The 18,266-nt window shown below is 55.2% G+C and carries 19 protein-coding genes; 17 read left to right on the forward strand and 2 right to left on the reverse strand.

What is annotated here, in order from left to right:
• Position 1: 1 nt before the first annotated feature.
• Both DEP07_RS26320 and leuB read left to right on the forward strand, forming a co-directional pair.
• Positions 2-1,537: a 2-isopropylmalate synthase gene (locus DEP07_RS26320; protein ID WP_122963132.1), complete on the forward strand. Its 1,536-nt coding sequence runs from the start codon at positions 2-4 to the stop codon at positions 1,535-1,537.
• A 77-nt stretch (positions 1,538-1,614) separates the two neighbouring features.
• On the forward strand, positions 1,615-2,709 hold the full coding sequence (leuB, locus tag DEP07_RS26325) for a 3-isopropylmalate dehydrogenase (protein WP_173596213.1): 1,095 nt from the start codon (positions 1,615-1,617) through the stop codon (positions 2,707-2,709).
• Positions 2,710-2,784: 75 nt separating this feature from the next.
• Here leuB and DEP07_RS26330 read toward each other — a convergent pair whose 3' ends face one another.
• Both DEP07_RS26330 and DEP07_RS26335 read right to left on the reverse strand, forming a co-directional pair.
• Positions 2,785-4,131, reverse strand: coding sequence for a TrkH family potassium uptake protein (locus DEP07_RS26330; protein ID WP_122963264.1), 1,347 nt, complete (start codon positions 4,129-4,131; stop codon positions 2,785-2,787).
• Between the two features lie 93 nt (positions 4,132-4,224).
• Positions 4,225-5,667 carry an aminotransferase-like domain-containing protein gene (locus DEP07_RS26335; RefSeq protein WP_173596215.1) on the reverse strand — a complete coding sequence of 481 codons (1,443 nt, stop codon included), beginning with the start codon at positions 5,665-5,667 and terminating at the stop codon, positions 4,225-4,227.
• Between the two features lie 192 nt (positions 5,668-5,859).
• Here DEP07_RS26335 and DEP07_RS26340 point away from each other — a divergent pair, with 192 nt between their 5' ends.
• The 15 genes from DEP07_RS26340 to DEP07_RS26410 all read left to right on the forward strand — a co-directional run bounded on the left by DEP07_RS26340 (position 5,860) and on the right by DEP07_RS26410 (position 18,252).
• Positions 5,860-6,366 (forward strand): MogA/MoaB family molybdenum cofactor biosynthesis protein, encoded by a 507-nt coding sequence (locus DEP07_RS26340; RefSeq protein ID WP_173596216.1) that lies wholly within the window; start codon positions 5,860-5,862, stop codon positions 6,364-6,366.
• Between the two features lie 133 nt (positions 6,367-6,499).
• Positions 6,500-8,278 carry a B12-binding domain-containing radical SAM protein gene (locus DEP07_RS26345; protein ID WP_122963136.1) on the forward strand — a complete coding sequence of 593 codons (1,779 nt, stop codon included), beginning with the start codon at positions 6,500-6,502 and terminating at the stop codon, positions 8,276-8,278.
• On the forward strand, positions 8,241-8,729 hold the full coding sequence (locus tag DEP07_RS26350; RefSeq protein ID WP_281869047.1) for a DNA alkylation repair protein: 489 nt from the start codon (positions 8,241-8,243) through the stop codon (positions 8,727-8,729). The genes DEP07_RS26345 and DEP07_RS26350 overlap by 38 nt, the downstream gene beginning before the upstream one ends.
• Before the next feature lie 178 nt (positions 8,730-8,907).
• Positions 8,908-9,525, forward strand: coding sequence for a DedA family protein (locus DEP07_RS26355; RefSeq protein ID WP_063228714.1), 618 nt, complete (start codon positions 8,908-8,910; stop codon positions 9,523-9,525).
• A 3-nt stretch (positions 9,526-9,528) separates the two neighbouring features.
• The gene (locus DEP07_RS26360; protein WP_122963137.1) at positions 9,529-9,888 is read left to right on the forward strand and encodes a DUF1294 domain-containing protein; all 360 of its coding nucleotides are present in this window, start codon (positions 9,529-9,531) and stop codon (positions 9,886-9,888) included.
• Positions 9,889-10,071: 183 nt separating this feature from the next.
• The gene (locus DEP07_RS26365) at positions 10,072-10,836 is read left to right on the forward strand and encodes an IclR family transcriptional regulator (RefSeq protein WP_122963138.1); all 765 of its coding nucleotides are present in this window, start codon (positions 10,072-10,074) and stop codon (positions 10,834-10,836) included.
• Between the two features lie 164 nt (positions 10,837-11,000).
• Positions 11,001-11,540 (forward strand): 3-hydroxyanthranilate 3,4-dioxygenase, encoded by a 540-nt coding sequence (locus DEP07_RS26370; protein ID WP_122963139.1) that lies wholly within the window; start codon positions 11,001-11,003, stop codon positions 11,538-11,540.
• Positions 11,525-12,517, forward strand: coding sequence for an amidohydrolase family protein (locus DEP07_RS26375; protein WP_287103235.1), 993 nt, complete (start codon positions 11,525-11,527; stop codon positions 12,515-12,517). Before DEP07_RS26370 ends, DEP07_RS26375 begins: the two co-directional genes overlap by 16 nt.
• A 14-nt stretch (positions 12,518-12,531) precedes the next feature.
• Positions 12,532-12,993, forward strand: coding sequence for a RidA family protein (locus tag DEP07_RS26380; RefSeq protein WP_122963141.1), 462 nt, complete (start codon positions 12,532-12,534; stop codon positions 12,991-12,993).
• Positions 12,994-13,006: 13 nt separating this feature from the next.
• Positions 13,007-14,458: an aldehyde dehydrogenase gene (locus DEP07_RS26385; RefSeq protein WP_274875089.1), complete on the forward strand. Its 1,452-nt coding sequence runs from the start codon at positions 13,007-13,009 to the stop codon at positions 14,456-14,458.
• A 31-nt stretch (positions 14,459-14,489) separates the two neighbouring features.
• Complete coding sequence (locus DEP07_RS26390) at positions 14,490-15,269, forward strand: 2-keto-4-pentenoate hydratase (protein ID WP_274875090.1); 780 nt, start codon at positions 14,490-14,492, stop codon at positions 15,267-15,269.
• A gap of 14 nt (positions 15,270-15,283) precedes the next feature.
• Positions 15,284-16,183, forward strand: coding sequence for an acetaldehyde dehydrogenase (acetylating) (locus DEP07_RS26395; RefSeq protein WP_242772129.1), 900 nt, complete (start codon positions 15,284-15,286; stop codon positions 16,181-16,183).
• Complete coding sequence (dmpG, locus tag DEP07_RS26400) at positions 16,170-17,198, forward strand: 4-hydroxy-2-oxovalerate aldolase (protein WP_122963145.1); 1,029 nt, start codon at positions 16,170-16,172, stop codon at positions 17,196-17,198. Before DEP07_RS26395 ends, dmpG begins: the two co-directional genes overlap by 14 nt.
• 3 nt (positions 17,199-17,201) lie before the next feature.
• On the forward strand, positions 17,202-17,993 hold the full coding sequence (locus DEP07_RS26405) for a 2-keto-4-pentenoate hydratase (RefSeq protein ID WP_122963146.1): 792 nt from the start codon (positions 17,202-17,204) through the stop codon (positions 17,991-17,993).
• A gap of 64 nt (positions 17,994-18,057) precedes the next feature.
• Positions 18,058-18,252 carry a 4-oxalocrotonate tautomerase gene (locus DEP07_RS26410; RefSeq protein ID WP_122963147.1) on the forward strand — a complete coding sequence of 65 codons (195 nt, stop codon included), beginning with the start codon at positions 18,058-18,060 and terminating at the stop codon, positions 18,250-18,252.
• The last annotated feature ends 14 nt before the right edge of the window (positions 18,253-18,266 follow it).

Consider the following 18,266-nt stretch of genomic DNA (forward strand, 5'->3'; position numbering starts at 1 on the left):
CATGCGGACCATTGAGATTTTTGATACGACATTACGTGATGGGGAGCAGTCTCCGGGCGTCAACATTAGCACGAACGAAAAGGTGGAGATCGCCCTCCAACTGGAAAAGCTGGGCGTAAACAGAATTGAGGCCGGCTTCGCGGCTGCTTCCCCGGGCGACCAAAAGTCTGTGGCCGAAGTGGCGAAGCGGGTGAAAAACTCCACCATCGTAAGTCTCGCACGTGCCGTCAAAGACGACATGGATAAGGCGTACGAAGCGCTGCGCAACGCGCAAAACGCATCCCTCCACGTCTTTCTTGCAACCTCTCCGATCCACCGCCAGTACAAACTGAACATGAGCAAGGAGCAAGTCCTTGCTCGTGCGGTGGAGGCAGTCACGTATGCGAAAAAGTATTTCACGGAAGTACAATTTTCTGCCGAGGATGCAGCGCGTACAGAGATCGACTTTTTGGCCGAGGTAGTGGAGGCAGTCATCAAGGCTGGGGCTACGACTGTCAATATTCCGGACACGGTTGGCTACATGACGCCTTATCAGTACGGAAACATTTTCCGCGAGTTGAAAAAGCGCGTGCCGGCTACAGACGGAATCCGCCTGAGCTGTCATTGCCACGATGACCTGGGAATGGCTGTCGCGAACAGTTTGGCAGCAGTAGAAGGCGGGGCGACCCAAGTGGAAGGCACGATCAACGGGATCGGTGAACGCGCCGGCAACGCTGCCTTGGAAGAAGTCGCGCTCGCTCTTGAGACTCGCAAAGATTACTACCAGGCGACAACCAAGCTGCACTTGAAGGAAATCGCGCGGACCAGCCAGCTGGTGAGCCGTTTGACGGGAATGATCGTGCCGGGCAACAAGGCCGTCGTAGGAGCGAACGCTTTTGCGCACGAATCCGGTATCCATCAGGATGGCGTTTTGAAGGAAGTTACCACCTACGAGATTATTCGTCCAGAGTCGGTCGGCTTCAAGTCAAACAAACTGGTTCTCGGCAAGCACTCGGGCCGTCACGCCTTCAAGGAAAAGCTGGTGGAACTGGGCTACCACCTCGACCAAGAGGAAGTAAACGCCGCTTTTGCCGCATTCAAAGCATTGTGCGACAAGAAAAAGGAAATTACGGACGACGACATTCTTGCCTTGATCGATACCAAAATCGTTCGCGGCCAGGAAGCGTTCCAGCTGGAATCGGTTCAACTCGCCTACGGCAACATTTCCGTGCCGACCGCCAGCGTTCGTCTCAAGCGGGCTGACGATTCGGTCGTAGAAGAAGCAGCGATTGGCAATGGTTCCGTCGATGCGATCTACAAAGCGATCGACCGTGCGACTGGAGAAGAAGTCACTTTGATTGACTACAAAATTCTTTCGGTTACGCATGGCCAGGATGCGCTCGGCGAAGTGTATGTCCGTCTGCAACAGGGCGAGCTGACGGTTACGGGCCGTGGAGTCAGTACGGACGTGCTGGAAGCGAGCGCGATTGCCTATATACGCGCCATCAACAAAATTTTGGAGCGTCGCGGGGAATCGGTACCAGTGGCTGTGAACTAGAAAGAAAGCGTATTGGATAGGAACAGGAACCAGCAAGGAACGAAAAACCATTACAGAAAAGAAATGCGGGATAAACGATGAAGAAAAACTATCGCATCGCCGTTCTTCCTGGTGACGGTATCGGACCGGAGATCATGCAGGAAGCAGTCAAAGTCCTTCAGCTTGTAGGAGAGCGCGAAGGCGTTACATTTACGTGCGAGGAAGGCCGAATCGGTGGAATTGCCATCGACACGGACGGAACTCCTTTGCCGGAAGCAACCATCACATTGACGAAGCAAGCTGACGCTGTGCTGCTTGGCGCAGTAGGCGGACCGAAGTGGGATCAAAACCCGGGACATCTGCGCCCGGAAACTGGCCTTTTGGGCATTCGCAAAGCGCTTGGATTGTTTGCCAACATTCGCCCGGCGACCATGCACAGCTCGCTCGTCGACGCCTCTTCGCTCAAGCCTGAAGTGGTTTCCGGCGTAGACCTGATTGTCGTGCGCGAGCTGACTGGCGGCATTTACTTCGGGGAGAAAAAGCGCTACGACGGCCCGAACGGAGAAGTAGCGGAAGATCAGTGCATCTACAACGAAGCCGAAGTGGAGCGAATCATCCGCGTGGGCTTCGATATCGCCCGCAAGCGTCAAAAACGTCTCGTCTCCGTCGACAAAGCGAACGTCTTGGAAAGCTCCCGCCTCTGGCGCAAAGTAGCCGAACGCGTTGCAGCCGACTATCCTGACGTGGAGCTGTCGCATCAGCTGGTCGATTCGTGCGCGATGCAGCTTGTTCGCGCACCGAAGCAGTTCGACGTCATCGTGACGGAAAACATGTTTGGAGACATTTTGAGCGATCAGGCGGCTATGCTGACCGGATCGATCGGAATGCTCGCTTCTGCCAGTCTGGCAGCGGGAAGCTTCGGTCTGTACGAACCTGTGCACGGCTCCGCGCCTGATATTGCCGGAAAAGGCATTGCCAATCCGCTGGCGACGATTCTTTCCGTAGCGATGATGCTTCGCCTCTCGCTCGGCATGGATGAGGCTGCGGCAGCGGTCGAGAATGCCGTGTGGGCCGTTCTTGAGGCCGGACACCGCACAGGCGATATCGCAGCAGATCCGAGCAAAGCGATTGGCACCGTGGCAATGGGCCAACTGGTTCGCGACGAGCTGTCCAAACAGTTGCAGCATAAGTAAGCAAAAGCACGAAAAAGATGAAAAACCCTGCCGCAGCGTCCCAATGGACAACTGGCAGGGTTTTCGTTCGTTCATTCAACCGATCGTGATTTTGCCTTTTGGATAGCGGAAGTATTCTTTCTGCCTGCGTTGGGCCAGCGCGAATGCGATCGTCAGCGGCCCGACCCGTCCTGCGAACATCGTCAAAATGATCAGCGTTTTGCCGATCGGGGAGAGACTGGGGGTCAGCCCCATCGATAACCCGGTCGTGGCGAAAGCGGACGTGACTTCGAACAAAATCATTTCAAAACGTGCGCCTGCTTCCGTAATGGACAGAGCCATCGTGACGGCCATGACGATGAACAACCCGGTCATGGTCACGGTCAGCGACTTGTAAATCATGTGCGGCAAAATGCGTTGCCGGAAAAAGATGACGTCTTCCTTCCCTTTGATCTGGGCGATGACCGCACCGATGAGCGTGGCAAACGTCGTCGTCTTGATCCCGCCCCCGGTGGAACCGGGAGAAGCCCCGATGAACATCAGCAAAATGATCAGGAACAGCGAAGACTGGCGCATGTCGCCGATGCTCAGCGTGTTCGACCCGGCCGTTCGCGCCGTCACAGACTGATAGAGCGAGCCGAGCACTTTTCCGAGCATGGAGAGCGGCTGCAACGTTTTCGGGTTCGTATACTCCAAAATGAAGATCAGCACCGTACCGCCCAGCACCAAGAGGGCAGTCGTGGACAGGACGACTTTGGTATGCAGCGACAGGCGGCGCGTATGGCGATATTCGTACAGATCGCTGACGACGATAAAGCCAATCCCGCCGAGAATAATCAATAAGCATACGACGAGCGTGACGAGCGGATCGTCTACATAGCCCGTCAGGCTGGCGAAGTCGCCCATCAAGTCAAAGCCGGCGTTGTTGAAATTGGAGATGGCGTGAAAAAAGCCAAAGTAGATCGCTTTTGGCAAAGGAAAGTCGAAGGCGAACCGGATCGAAAGCAAAACCCCGCCGATCAGCTCTGCCAGCGCGGTGAAAATCAGGATCATTTTGGCCAGACGGACGACGCCTTCCATCGTCATCTGGTTCAGCGACTCTTGCAAGATCAGCCGCTCGCGCAACGAGATTTTTTTGCGCATGATCAAGGAAAAGAAAGTGGCGACGGTCATGAAGCCAAGACCGCCAATTTGGATAAGCGAGAGGATGACCATCTGACCGAAAGTCGTAAAGGTCGTTCCGGTGTCCACGACGACCAGACCTGTCACGCAGGTGGCCGAAGTGGCGGTGAACAGAGAATCAAGCCACGGCAGTCCTTGTCCGTTGACGGTAGCGCTCGGCAGGGTCAACAGGAATGTGCCGAGAAGGATAATCAGGGCGAACCCAAGGACGAGTGTTTTCGGGGGATCAAGCTGTAGCTTGTCAGTCCATTTTCTGATCATGTAGGTCATACCTCGACTTCTTTATACGATTGTGAATGGTTTGATGCGAGAAAAGCTCGGTATTTCCTTAGTATGGCGTTTCCCCTGAAAAAATTACCGCAAAAGGGCGGCCCCCAGGCGATGCAGCCAGTGCTTCAGTTCGCGCTCCTCCAGCGGGGCGAGCGGAAACCGGACAGCAGGGCGGCGCTTGGTGTCGTCAGGCTCGTCAGCTACCCGAAAAGCATGGCCGCACGTAAGCTCAAGCCCTTCTTCCCGCAAGATGGTTACGACCCGCTCTTCCAGCTCGGTGGCGTTCGTAGTCGGATTTCCCCATTCGATCCACGTATTCAGCCCGCCGGAAATCGGATACATCCGGGCGTGGGACGGCAAAGCCTGCTGCTTTTCCTTCCAAAGCCTAAGGAAGCGGGACTGGAACAGAGCGCGGTGATCCGGCAAATACTTTTCGTAAAACCAGGGATCGCCGAGGAGTGTAACGGCTGCCTCTACGACCAAGAGCGACGGCTCCGCGCCTGTCATCGAGACAATCTGTCTGTAGCGCTCCAGCTCCTCTTCGGCAAAATCAGAAGGCAGCATCAGGACGCCGAGTTGCAGATCGCGCGCCAGCGTCTTGGACAGAGAGTGCAGGTAGTACACGTCGACAGGGCTTTTTTGCTGAAAAGCCATCTCGTAAATCGGCTTGCTCGGCTCCTCGAACCACAAGTCGCCGTAGTGGTCGTTTTCCACGATGCGCACGCTGTGGCGTTCGGCCCAGGCAAGCAGTTCTTCCTTGCGTTTCAGCGAGTAGCTGATCCCGGTAGGAAAATGATAGTGCGGATTGATCAAGAGCCAGTTGGCCGGGTAGTGCTCCTGTTCCTGATCGAGTGCTTCTATGCTGACTCCTTCGTCGTCGAGCCGAATCGGACGCACCGTGATGCCGCACTGACTGAGCAAGCGCAAAAAGACGGGGTAGCTGTATTCCTCCACGTAGACGACATCGCGCGGATTCATGATGCGCTGGGCGAGAAAGGCGAACCCGCTCGTACTCCGGTTGAACAGCAGCACGCGTTCAGGGGAGTGCGGCAAGCCTCTTCTGCTCAGGTGGTCAGCAAATACTTTGGCGGCTTGGGCGCGGCGGAGTTTCTTTTGCGCCGAAGGTTCGTCCAGTACGGCCAGGCTCTCGTAAAAGGCGCCGCGCAGTCGCTTGACCAGCTCTTCGCCAGGGCGGGGAGAAGAGTCGGCGAGCGAAGCGATCGGAATGTCGGTGAGCGGCAGGCGGCTTTCCAGACGCGCTTCTTTTGCCAGTTGCGTCAAGTAGTAGCCTTTGCCGTGCACCGCCTCCAGCCAGCCTTCCAATGCGAGGTGATCGTATGCTTTTTTGACGGTTTCCAGCGAGCAGCCGCTGACGGTTTTCATATCGCGAAGGGAAATCAACTGCTGACCGTCTACAAGAAAGGCCCCGCGCAGAATAGCTGTTTTCAGTTGCTCGGCTAGTTGCACATAAATGGGCGTGTGGGATTGCTTGTGAAAATGGAACGAAAAAAATGGGCGTTCTGCCATCCGGGGACGCCTCCTTGTCTGTCGAAAATAGCTGTCATCAGCATTATATCGAAAACCGCGCCATCTCGGGTAGCAGAAGTGTGAAAAACGTCGAGAGGTTTTCACGGAAATCGCGCGGTTGAGCCGTACCGGATTGAGGGAAAATGGTAGAATGAGAGAAAATGCGCCAGCAGGAAAAGGGGAGGACGCAAAATGAGCACACAGGAGCACAAGGCATTGTCGCCCAAACACGTAACGTGCATGGTCATCACCGTGTCAGATACGCGAACCGAAGAGACAGACAAGAGCGGACAATTAATGAAGCAACTGGTGGGCGAAGCAGGTCATCACGTTGCCCTGTACCAGATCGTGAAGGACGAGCCTGCCGAGGTGATCGCAGCTATCGAAGCAGGAGTGGCGCATCCAGACGTGCAGGTCATTTTGCTCAACGGCGGGACAGGCATATCGCCGCGCGACAACACGTTCGAAGCGGTGCGCGGCTTGCTGGAAAAAGAAATGCCCGGCTTTGGCGAGCTGTTTCGGATGCTGAGCTTTACGGAAGATATCGGATCGGCGGCCATGCTCAGTCGCGCAGTCGCGGGCACCCGGGGAGGAAAAATGATCTTCTCCACGCCTGGATCGACAGGTGCGGTCAAGCTGGCGATGAATCGCCTGATCGTGCCGGAACTGGGGCATGTCGTGCGAGAGTTGAATCGCTGATCAGAACAGGATTTGCCGTGTTCTTGTCTCGTGTGGTACTGTTACGAAAGGAAATCGCTCGGTTTTCCACCGACTGTCGCAGCACAGATGGTTGGTGGCATGGCCGGATTGTGCAAGGAGAGTAGACTCATTCATGAAGATTGTATTATCGACCTTAAATGCCAAGTTCATTCACTCCTCACTGGCTTTGCGCTATTTGCGCAGCTACGCCCAGGAAGCTTTTCCGGGCATCGAGCTGGTGGAGTATACGATCAACGACGTGACGCTCAACATCGTGGCGGACATCTACAAGCGACAGCCCGACCTCGTCGCCTTTTCCTGTTATATCTGGAACATTCGCGAGACGTTGGACGTGATCCGCACATTGAAAAAAATATGTCCCGATGTTCCAGTGATTCTCGGAGGGCCGGAAGTGACTTACGATGCGGACGAATGGATGAAAAAGCATCCGGAGATTGATGTCATCGCCATCGGAGAAGGGGAGCAGACTTTTCTTGCGCTGCTGCAAACCTATCAGGAGGCGAAAAACAGCGGTCAGCCTCCTCGCCTGCGGGATGTAGCGGGAATCGCCTATCGCGACGACGAGTACGTTCGCTTTTCCATGCCGAGAGCACAGATTGAAGAGATGGATGCGATTCCGTCGCCATTTGTGGATCATCTCGACGAACTGAACAACCGCGTCGTCTATTTCGAGGCATCCCGGGGGTGTCCGTTCAAGTGTCAGTACTGTCTTTCTTCTATTGAAGATGGCGTGCGCTACTTCAGCCTGGAGCGGGTGAAGGAAGACTTGCTGCGATTGATTCAGCATGGCATCAAAACGATTAAGTTCGTTGACCGTACGTTTAATATCAATAAAAAGTATGCGTTGGAGATTTTCCAGTTCCTTATCGACAATCACAACGGCACTGTTTTTCAGTTCGAGATTACGGCAGACATTTTGCGTGCGGACGTCCTGGACTTTTTGACGGAAAATGCGCCTCCGGGGATTTTCCGCTTCGAGATCGGCGTCCAGTCTACCAATGACGAAACAAACCGCCTGGTGCAGCGCATCCAGCGCTTCGACCGTCTGTCCAGAACGGTTACGCAAATCAAGGAATCGAAGAAGATCGACCAGCATCTCGATTTGATCGCGGGCTTGCCGGAGGAAGACTATCACTCCTTCCGCAAGACGTTCAACGATGTGTTTGCCCTGCGTCCGGAGGAGCTTCAGCTCGGCTTTTTGAAAATGCTGCGCGGAACCGGAGTGCGGGCGCGCGCTGCCCAACACGGCTATGTGTTTATGGATGAAGCGCCTTACGAGATTTTGGGCAACAACGTGCTGTCTTTTGCGGATATGCAGAAGATCAAGCGGGTGGAGGACGTGCTGGAGAAATACTGGAACGCGCACCGGATGGATCTGACCTTGGAATGGCTTTTGGCCAATCAGTTCGAGACGGCGTTTGACTTCTTCCAGACGTTTGGCGACTATTGGGAAAAGCAAGGCTGGAGCCGCATCGGGCATCAGCTGGAAGATTTGTTCACTCGCTTGCAGTCCTTTTTGGAGCAGCAAAAGGTCGAAGGGCTGGAACACGTGCTCAGCCTGATGAAATTCGACTACCTGCGCAACCAGAAGCATCGCCCGCGCAAGCTGTGGTGGGAGGATGTCATGGACAAGGAAGCGATGCAGCTGACGTATGCTGCCGTTTACGAGCAGCGCGACCGTTTGCGCGAAGACTTTGCCGCGCATGCTGCGCTGGAAAAAGACTACTTCAAGCACACCGTAACGGCGAAAGTGACCTTCGATGTGGAGAAGTGGATGAGAACCGGAGAGATCATCGAAGGCGATTTTACCCTTGTCGTATACTATCCGTATAAAAAAGAAGAAACGAACGATTTTGCTGTCGTCACTTCTGCCGTTCACGCTGCTGGCTGAGCGCGAGTATCAATACGTGGCGATGGACTTGCTGGAGAAGCGAAAAAAGCAGCTGACACCTGAGCATCTGCCGTGGATCGTCCACTGGATTACTACAAAGTCGTGGTGGGACACGGTCGACTATTTGGCGGCTCATACCACAGGCAAGCTGTTTTCCCTCTATCCCGAGCTGATCCGGCCGAATGTGACAGCGTGGGTGCAAGGAGACGACATCTCGCTTGCGCGAACAGCGATCCTGTTCCAGCTGTCTTATAAGGCCAAGACCGATCAAAAGCTGCTGTTTTCCTTGATCGAGTCGGGTGCAGCGTCCAACCAATTTTTCATTCAAAAAGCGATAGGCTGGTCCCTGAGGGAATACGCTAAAACAGAACCCGAAGCAGTGCGTGGCTTTGTAGAAAGGACTGTGCTGTCGAACCTGAGCAAGCGAGAGGCGCTCAAACACTTTGGTTGATCGGCGCGTCGAGTTGTCCATGATTTCTTCGCTTGATAAAAATGGTTCATCTATTGCAAAATAGACAAGTACCTTTTTGCATGTTCACACGTAATAACTAAGAGTCACATACTGCGCGCAGCCACTGCCCGTCGACTGAAATTTTGCCGCCAGTGGCAAAGATAGGGGATTTTGCCTCATGGAAATCAACCTGCTGATGTCAATCATCGAACAATACGGCTACGTTGCGATTTTTTTCCTGCTCTGGCTGGGGATTGTCGGCTTGCCCATCCCGGATGAGCTGGTCGTCGCCACGGGAGGTTTTCTCGCCTCGATTGGCCTATTGGACCCGTTCTACTCGTTTTTGGCCGGGTACATGGGAGTTGCTTCCGGATTGACCATAGGTTTTTTATTAGGAAAATACTTTGGGAAGCCGATCTTGCAATGGCTGTCCAAAAGCGAAAAGATGAGACATGCTGTAGAGCGATCGACAGGCTTGCTGGAGAAATACGGCACGACAGCCTTGTGCATCAGCTATCTCTTTCCGGTTGTCCGCCACGTCGTGCCTTATTTGGTGGCGCTGGGAGGCATGACGTACCGCCGCTATGCCTTGCTGTCGTATCCGATCGGACTTGTCTGGACGATTGCTTTTTACTTTCTCGGCTATGTATTCGGAAACAACGTAGAGGCGATTATCGGGATGATTCGCCAGTACGGGTTTTACGCGTTGCTGGTCGTCGTGGTGGGACTGGCCGCCTGGTTGATCGTGCGCAAGCTCATCATCAGCAATCGCGCGTATCGGGCCAAAGGAGAATAAGCGATGAGACTGGAACAAGTGGCAACGCACAGGCGCAATCGCAATCTGGTGCTTGCGCTCGCCTGGTTGCTGGTGCTCGGAGGGTATTTCAGCTTCGAGCCGTTTGTCACGGCAGCGGGCGCTCTGATTGTGAACGGCTACGCCTGGTTTCTGATGTACACGGACAAGCGTCTGGCAAAAAGGAAAAGCTGGCGGATTCCCGAGGCCAGCCTTCTGCTCGTCGCTTTTCTCGGAGGAGGACCGGGGGCACTGGCGGGGATGCTGTTGCACCGCCACAAAACCCGGCATGCCTCCTTCCTGTTTTTTGTCCCACTGTTTTGTCTATTGCAAATCGCGCTGGTCGTCTGGATCGGCAGACAATAGGGCAAGAACCTCGTGTGCAACGAATGACGCGAGGTTCTTTTTTTGTTTTCCCATAATGAAAACGCATAAATGACAGAAAACTCTAAATTGTATGTTGCGCATTTGGGAAATCGAGCCTATAATAAAAAATGTAATCAACATTATCGAATGTCGTTCGATAATATCGAACGAACAGGAGGGATCATGAGCGAAAAGTTTATCCAATCTGTGGATCGAGCCATCGATATTTTGGAGCTGTTTTCCCTCGCGCAGCAGGAGCTGAGCGTCAAGGAGATCAGTGATCGGCTGCAACTCTCAAAGAGCACGGTTCACGGCTTGATCAAAACCTTGGAGCACAGAGGGTACCTGGAGCAAAAGCCGACCGATCAAAAGTACAAGCTCGGACTGCGTCTGTTCGAGCTGGGGAACCTGGTTGGCAGCGGCATGGAGCTGCGCAATCTCGCCTACCCGATCATTCAAGAGTTGGTCGCGAAATTGCAAGAGACGGTTCACCTGGTCGTGCTCGACAAGGACGAAGTGGTGTACGTGGAAAAAGTGGAAGGGCCTGCTGCCCTGCGGATGTACTCCATGCTGGGGAAGCGCGCTCCCATGTATTGCACAGGGGTAGGGAAAGCGCTGTTCGCTTACTTGGATGAGGCGACCGTGGATCGCATTTTGCAAGAAGCGGAGATGACGGCATTCACGCCGTTTACGCTGACTGATCCGGACGCGATCAAGCAAGAGCTGGGCAAAATTCGCGAGCAAGGGTACGCCATCGACGACGAAGAGATCGAGATCGGCCTGAAATGCGTGGCAGCGCCGATTTTCAACCATGAAGGGAAAGTGATCGCCTCCATAAGCTGCGCCGGTCCCAAACATCGCTTCTCCGACGACAAAATGGCGACGTTTATTCACGAAGTCAAGCAAGCTGCGCTGGCGGTTTCCAGACGGTTTGGGTATCGAGGCTGATGGGCAACAAAAAGAGACTTCCCCCTTGTTGGAGCAGTTTTCAAGCGGCCAGCCGAAAACACCACAAAGAGAAGTCTATCTGAGAACCATTCGCCAACCATACTCAAACCTCCTGCAATTGGTGAGAGAATCATTTTTCAAATACGAAAAGGAGCGTGTCCGATATGAGCACTATCACAAAACCAATAAATATTTGGAAGTTCATCGATGAGAATAAAGACAGCCTGAAACCGCCTGTAAACAACAAAGTCGTTTGGAAGGACGCCGAACTGATGATGATGGTGCTGGGCGGGCCAAACAAACGCCGCGACTTCCACGTCGATCCGTCCGAGGAAATTTTTTATCAGCTGAAGGGCGACTGCTACGTGGAAATCATCAACGCCGAAGGCAAGCGCGAGGTCATCACGGTACGCGAGGGAGAAATGTTCCTGTTGCCAGCGAATGTTCCGCATTCCCCGCACCGTGTAGCAGACACGATCGGGTTGGTCATCGAGCGCAACCGGGATGAAGGCGAGCTGGAAGATTTCGTCTGGTTTTGCGAGAAGTGCGACCAGGAGATGCACCGCACCCGCGTGCAGCTGACAGATATCGAAAAACAGGTGAAAGAAGCGATCCATACTTTCAACGGTAGCGAAGATTTGCGCACATGCAAAAACTGCGGTCATGTAGCGTCGGAGGAAGTGAAAGAATGGCAGCCAGAATAGATTTTCACACGCATATCATCCCGGCAGATTTGCCTGACTTTTCGCAAAAATACGGCGGAGAGCGTTGGCCGACCCTGCAGCCGACATGCTCGTGCGGAGCGAACATCATGGTCGGCGGAAAGCTGTTTCGGGAGATTACCGATCAGTGCTGGGACCCGCAAAAGCGGATCGCGGACATGATCGCGGAAGGCGTGGACATGCAAGTGCTCTCGCCGATTCCCGTCACCTTTTCCTATTGGGCGCCGAGCGAGGCGGCAGAAGCGATGGCCCGCCTGCAAAACGACTTTATCGCCGATACAGTGCGTCAATATCCCGACAGGTTCATCGGACTCGGAACCGTTCCTTTGCAAGATGTGGAAAGCTCGATTCGCGAGATGGATCGCTGCATTCATCAACTAGGGCTGAAAGGGATCGAGATCGGTTCGAACATCAACGGGCAAAACCTCGACGATCCAGCCTTCCTGCCGTTTTTTGAGATGTGCGAGAAGTGGGACGTGCCGCTGTTTGTCCACCCGTGGGAGACGTTGGGTCGGGAGCGGATGCCGCGCCACAACTTCATGTACACCGTCGGAATGCCGAGCGAAACCGCGCTTGCCGCAGCGAGTCTGGTCGGCGGCGGGGTCATCGAGAAATTCCCGAATTTGCGCGTCTGCTTTGCGCACGGCGGCGGTTCTTTTCCGTACATCCTGCCGCGTCTCGACCAAGGCTGGAACGTGTGGCCGCACCTGCGCGTGACGGAGCATCCGCCGGGTCATTACACACAAAACTTTTACTTCGACTCGCTGAACTACGAGCCGTTGAATATCCGGCTTTTGATCGAAAGGTTCGGCCACGAAAAAATCGTCATGGGCACCGACTATCCGTTCTTGCTGCGCGAGCTTCCGCCGGGCAAAGTCATCGACGAGACGCCAGGGCTGACAGAAGAACAAAAAGTCGCCATGCTCGGCGGCAATGCATTGAGATTTTTGAAAGTGTGAGAGGAGAGGTAGGAGTGGGAGAACAGACAAAGACACCGGAGGAAAATCTTGCTGCCTTGCAGCTTTCGCTTCCGCAGCTCCGTACGCCAGTGGGCAACTACGTAGCTTGCGTCCGCACAGGCAATCTGTTGTTTACGGCAGGACAGGGAGTGGATCAGTACAAAGGCAAGCTGGGAAGAGACTTGACCGTCGAGGAAGGCTACCTGGCAGCCCGTCAGTCCATGCTGAACGTGCTTGCAGCGGTCAAGGCGGAGCTTGGCGATCTGGGAAAAGTGAAAAGAGTCGTCAAAATATTGGGATTTGTCAATTCGACGGAAGAGTTTACCGACCAGCCGAAAGTGATGAACGGTGCTTCCGATCTGTTGGTTGCCGTCTTTGGCGAGGCGGGCAAGCACGGTCGCTCTGCGGTAGGCATGGCCCAGCTTCCGAACAATACGGCAGTTGAAATCGAGATGGTACTGGAGATCGAGGACTAGGCAGGAGGGAACTATGAACAGCATTCACGTGAAAAATGCCAAGTTGTTTATCAACGGCGAGTACGTCGATGCGCAGTCCGGCGAAACGTTTGACACGATCAATCCGGCCACGGGCGAGAAGCTGGCGGAAGTGGCTTGCGCAGACGTACACGATACAAACAGGACGATTGAAGTAGCACAGGCTGCTTTTGAGAGCGGCGTGTGGAGCAAAAAATCGGCCGAGGAACGCGCGGAAATTTTGTGCCGGATGTCTGATCTGGTGATGGAACGCGTGGAAGAGCTGGCGACAGTCGAAACGCTCGACGTCGGCAAACCGATCAAGGAAAGCCTTGGCTTCGATATCCCGCGAGCGGCGCAAAACCTGCGGTTCTTTGCGGAAATGGCGAAGTATGTCCACCATGAGCACTACGACAAAGGCAACTTCATGTCGTACGCCAAATACGCTCCGGCAGGCGTGACCAGCCTGATCATCCCGTGGAATTTGCCGTTCATGCAGATGACGTGGAAAGCTTCTGCGGCGCTGGCGGCAGGCAATACCGTCGTGGTCAAACCGGCGTCGTATACGCCCTTGTCGGCACTCATGCTCGGTGAGATCGCCAACGAAGCTGGCCTTCCTGCTGGCGTTCTGAATATTTTGACGGGACCAGGCGGAACGGTCGGGACGGCCATGACCACCAACCCGCATGTGCGCCGCATCTCGTTTGTCGGCGAGACGACGACAGGCAAAACGATCATGAAAAACGCAGCCGCCGAGCTGATTCCCGTCTCTTTGGAGCTGGGCGGAAAATCGGCGAACATCGTGTTTGCGGACGCGGACCTGGACGAAGCGGTAAAAGGCTCCGTAGAGGCGATTTTCCGCAATCAGGGCGAGATTTGCCTGGCTGGCTCCAGACTTTTGGTGCAAGAGACGGTGTACGAGCAATTTTTGGAAAAGTTCGTGGCCGCCGTGCAGAAGATCAAAGTCGGCGATCCGCTGGCTCCAGACACAGACATGGGCGCGCTCGTCTCCAAAAGCCATCTGGAAACCGTCGATGAGTACGTGCAGATTGGCTTGGCCGAAGGGGCGAAGCTGGCACATGGCGGCAAGCGCGTAGCGGGCCTGGACAAAGGCAATTTTTACGAGCCGACCGTCCTGTACGATGTCGATAACAAAATGCGGGTGGCCCAGGAAGAGATTTTCGGCCCGGTACTGGTCGTCATCCCGTTCAAAACAGAAGAAGACGCGATTCGGATCGCCAACGATTCCATCTACGGACTGGCAGGGGTGGTCTGGACGAACGACTTGCGCCGGGCGCACCGCGTCGCGGCAGGCATCAACTCGGGCTTGTTGTGGATCAATTGCTGGTACGTCCGCGACCTGCGCACGCCTTTTGGCGGGTCCAAGGCAAGTGGAATCGGCCGGGAAGGCGGACGCCACAGCTTTGAATTTTATACCGAAGCCAAAACCGTGACGATGAAGCTGTAGGCAGCGGGGAGAGTCGAAAGGTGGTCAGAAGATGGGGAGCTTAGTGGAGACAATCGCGCAAGAACTGCTGGCGGCCGAGCAAAGCTGCCAGCCAGTGGCGCCGATAACGGAACGCTTTGCAGGCTTGGAGGCAAGCGATGCGTATCGCATCCAGCTCAAGGTGTTGGAGAAAAAGCTCGACAGCGGTCGGGCAGTCATCGGCAAAAAAGTCGGGCTGACCAGCCTGGCGATGCAGCGGATGCTCGGTGTGAATGAGCCGGATTACGGTCATTTGCTCGACAACATGCTGGTGTCAAACAACGGGACTGTCGAGGTGAACAGGCTTTTGCTTCCGAAAGTGGAGGCGGAGATCGGCTTCGTGCTCGGAGCGGATTTGCAGGGGCCAAACGTCAACTATCTCGACGTGCTGATGGCGACCGAATATGTGGTGCCGACGCTGGAGATCATCGACAGCCGGATTGCCGACTGGAAGATCAAGCTCGTCGATACGGTAGCGGACAACGGTTCCTCGGCGCTTGTCGTGGTCGGCGATCAGCGCACGCGCCTGGCGGGTCTGGATTTGCGCAGCGTGGGAATGGCGATGTACAAAAATGGGCTTGAAGTGGGAAATGGAGCAGGAGCAGCGGCGCTCGGTCATCCGGCGCACGCAGTGGCCTGGCTGGCAAACAAGCTGCATGAATTTGGCATCAGCCTGAAGGCGGGTGAACTGATTTTGCCGGGAGCGCTGTCTGCTGCTGTCGCTGTTCAAAAGGGAGATGTCGTCATGGCCAGCTTTGGCGCATTGGGTGCCGTAACCGTGACGTTTCGTTAGAGAGGAGACATACTGTGAGAAAAATCAAGGCGGCCATCTTGGGTTCAGGAAACATCGGGACCGACCTGATGTACAAGTTGGAGAGAAGCAGGGAAATCGAGATCGCAGCCGTCATCGGGATTGATCCCGACTCGGATGGTTTACAGCGGGCAAAAGAGCGGGGATATGCGGTATTTGCCAACGGGATACAGGCGATTGCGGATCAGCCTGACATGGCGGAGATCGTGTTTGATGCCACCTCGGCAAAAGCGCACGTGCGTCACGCAAAAGCGCTGAAGGAGCTGGGCAAGGTAGCGATTGACCTGACTCCGGCAGCTCGCGGCCCCTTCGTCTGTCCGGTGGTAAATCTGCAGGAGCAGCTGGAAAAAGAAACAGCCAACGTCAACATGATCACTTGTGGCGGTCAGGCGACGATCCCGATCGTCTATGCGATCAACCGGGTAGCCGATGTCAGCTATGCGGAAATCGTGGCGACGATTGCCAGCAAAAGCGCAGGCCCGGGAACGCGTGCCAATATCGACGAGTTTACCGTGACGACTCGCCAAGGGCTGGAGCAAGTCGGGGGAGCGGATCAAGGCAAGGCGCTCATCATCCTCAATCCTGCGGAACCGCCCATTTTGATGCGCGACACGGTGTATTGCGAAGTCAAGCAGATGGATCAGGCGGCGATCCGCCAGTCGATTGCGGAAATGGTCGAGCAAGTGAGACAGTACGTTCCTGGCTACCGATTGAAGCAGGAACCGCTGTTTGAAGAAAATCGCGTAACCGTGTTCCTGGAGGTCGAGGGTGCAGGAGATTATTTCCCGCCTTACGCAGGCAATTTGGACATCATGACGGCTGCGGCCGTGCGGGTGGGAGAAGAGGTCGCCCGTCATCTTTTGGATGGGAGAGGGGTTAGCCTTGGAACGGAATAGCGATAAACCAATCAAAATAACAGAGGTTTGCTTGCGCGACGGCAGCCACGTCGTTGCCCATCAGTTCACGCGCGAGCAGGTGCAGGCTGTCGCCAAAGGGCTGGACGATGCAGGCGTCCCTTACATCGAAGTCAGCCACGGAGACGGTCTGGGCGGTTCGACGATCCAGTACGGACGCTCTCTCGTCGGTGAGATGGAACTGATTGAAGCGGCAGTTGCTTCGTGCAAACAAGCGAAAGTCGCGGTGTTGCTCATACCGGGCATCGGTACGGTACATGAACTGAAGGAAGCGCAAAACCGCGGGGCGGGACTGGTTCGGGTAGCGACCCATGTGACGGAAGCCGATGTATCTGCGCAGCACATTCACATTGCGCGCGAGCTGGGAATGGAAGTGTGCGGCTTCTTGATGATGGCCCACTCTGCCCCGGTCGAAAAGCTGGTCGAGCAAGCGAAGCTGATGCAGAGCTACGGTGCCGAGGCGGTATACGTGACCGATTCGGCGGGAGCGCTTTTGCCTGATCAGGTACGGGAACGCATTCGCGCGCTGCGCCAATCGCTGGACATCGAAATCGGCTTTCACGCGCATAACAACTTGTCGGTGGCGATCGCCAACACTTTGGTTGCGCTGGAGGAAGGGGCGACCCGGATTGACGGCAGTCTCCGCTGTCTGGGAGCCGGAGCGGGCAACGCACAGACGGAAGTGTTGATTGCGGTGCTGGATCGCATGGGAATGGACATCGGGATTGATTTGTACAAACTGATGGACGTCGCCGAAGAGATCGTTGGCCCGATCATGCCGCACTCCCAGGAAATCCGCAAGGGCAGCCTCGTGATGGGCTATGCCGGAGTTTACTCCAGCTTCCTTTTGCACGCAGAGCGGGCGGGAAAACGGTTTGGCGTCGATCCGCGCGACATTTTGCTGGAAGTAGGCAGGCGCAAAGCCGTCGGCGGACAGGAAGACATGATCATCGATGTCGCGGCTGAACTGGCGAAGTTGCAAAAGGCAGGGGGATGACAGATGACAGTGACGCAGGAAGTGCAAAGCGAGCTGGTCGAATATTTACTTAGGGCACAACGGGAACGGCGTGAGGTGGAAAAGCTGACGGCGAAGTACCCTGACTTGCCCATCGAGACTGCCTATGAGATTCAAGCGCAGCTGATTGCGCGAATGGAAGCTGATGGTGAGCGCTGCATCGGCTTGAAGCTGGGATTGACCAGCAGGGCCAAGCAGCAAATGATGGGGGTGCACGAAGCTATTTACGGCTACCTGACAGACGGGATGCTCGCGCTGGAGTGGGAGCCGCTTTCCTGCCAACGCTTCATCCATCCCAAGGCAGAGCCGGAAATCGCGTTTCTCATGGGCGAAGATTTGGCGGGAACAGCCGTGACGGCCGAAGATGTGCTGCGCGCCACGCGCTATGTCGCGCCAGCCATCGAAATCATCGACAGCCGCTATGAAAATTTCCGTTTCACCCTCCCGGATGTCGTGGCGGACAATTGCTCTTCTTCCGCTTTTCTGGTAGGCAGCAAATGGGTATCGCCCCACGAATTTGATCTCGCGTTAACAGGTGTGGTCATGAGCAAAAATGGCGTGACTCAGACGACAGGCTCCGGAGCGGCCGTGCTGGGATCGCCGGCAGCGGCAATGGCCTGGGCAGTCAACAAGCTGGGCGAGCGCGGACTTGGTTTGAAAAAAGGCCAGATTGTGTTGTCCGGTGCGATCACAGAAGCGATTGCCTTTGAACCGGGTGACGTCATTACCGTGACGGTCGACGGTTTGGGCAGTGTCTCCTTCGGCTGCCAGGCGTAGACCGGCAACATAGTCAACCGAGGCAGCGGCTTTACAGCTTGTTGAAAAGACAGAGGTGATGTTCATGCCAATCGTACAGGTGTCCATCCTGGAAGGCCGAGACAAAGAACAGATCAGACAAATGATTGAGGGCGTTACTCAAGCCATCACAGATAGCTTGCAGGTGAAGCCGGAGCAAGTCCGTGTACTGGTAACAGAGGTTCCCCCTTCCCACTGGGGCGCGGGGGGAGTCACAAAAGAACAATCCCGTTCCCTGTAACGGAAAATCAAGGA

The sequence above is a fragment of the Brevibacillus sp. genome (assembly GCF_003521185.1).
In the GTDB taxonomy this organism is placed as follows: domain Bacteria; phylum Bacillota; class Bacilli; order Brevibacillales; family Brevibacillaceae; genus Brevibacillus; species Brevibacillus parabrevis.

Coding starts and splice junctions, on each gene's coding strand:
- DEP07_RS26320 (WP_122963132.1), top strand. CDS start 2: ATGCGGACCATTGAGATTTTTGATACGACATTACGTGATGGGGAGCAG.
- leuB (WP_173596213.1), top strand. CDS start 1,615: ATGAAGAAAAACTATCGCATCGCCGTTCTTCCTGGTGACGGTATCGGA.
- DEP07_RS26330 (WP_122963264.1), bottom strand. CDS start 4,131: ATGATCAGAAAATGGACTGACAAGCTACAGCTTGATCCCCCGAAAACA.
- DEP07_RS26335 (WP_173596215.1), bottom strand. CDS start 5,667: ATGGCAGAACGCCCATTTTTTTCGTTCCATTTTCACAAGCAATCCCAC.
- DEP07_RS26340 (WP_173596216.1), top strand. CDS start 5,860: ATGAGCACACAGGAGCACAAGGCATTGTCGCCCAAACACGTAACGTGC.
- DEP07_RS26345 (WP_122963136.1), top strand. CDS start 6,500: ATGAAGATTGTATTATCGACCTTAAATGCCAAGTTCATTCACTCCTCA.
- DEP07_RS26355 (WP_063228714.1), top strand. CDS start 8,908: ATGGAAATCAACCTGCTGATGTCAATCATCGAACAATACGGCTACGTT.
- DEP07_RS26360 (WP_122963137.1), top strand. CDS start 9,529: ATGAGACTGGAACAAGTGGCAACGCACAGGCGCAATCGCAATCTGGTG.
- DEP07_RS26365 (WP_122963138.1), top strand. CDS start 10,072: ATGAGCGAAAAGTTTATCCAATCTGTGGATCGAGCCATCGATATTTTG.
- DEP07_RS26370 (WP_122963139.1), top strand. CDS start 11,001: ATGAGCACTATCACAAAACCAATAAATATTTGGAAGTTCATCGATGAG.
- DEP07_RS26375 (WP_287103235.1), top strand. CDS start 11,525: ATGGCAGCCAGAATAGATTTTCACACGCATATCATCCCGGCAGATTTG.
- DEP07_RS26385 (WP_274875089.1), top strand. CDS start 13,007: ATGAACAGCATTCACGTGAAAAATGCCAAGTTGTTTATCAACGGCGAG.
- DEP07_RS26390 (WP_274875090.1), top strand. CDS start 14,490: ATGGGGAGCTTAGTGGAGACAATCGCGCAAGAACTGCTGGCGGCCGAG.
- DEP07_RS26405 (WP_122963146.1), top strand. CDS start 17,202: ATGACAGTGACGCAGGAAGTGCAAAGCGAGCTGGTCGAATATTTACTT.
- DEP07_RS26410 (WP_122963147.1), top strand. CDS start 18,058: ATGCCAATCGTACAGGTGTCCATCCTGGAAGGCCGAGACAAAGAACAG.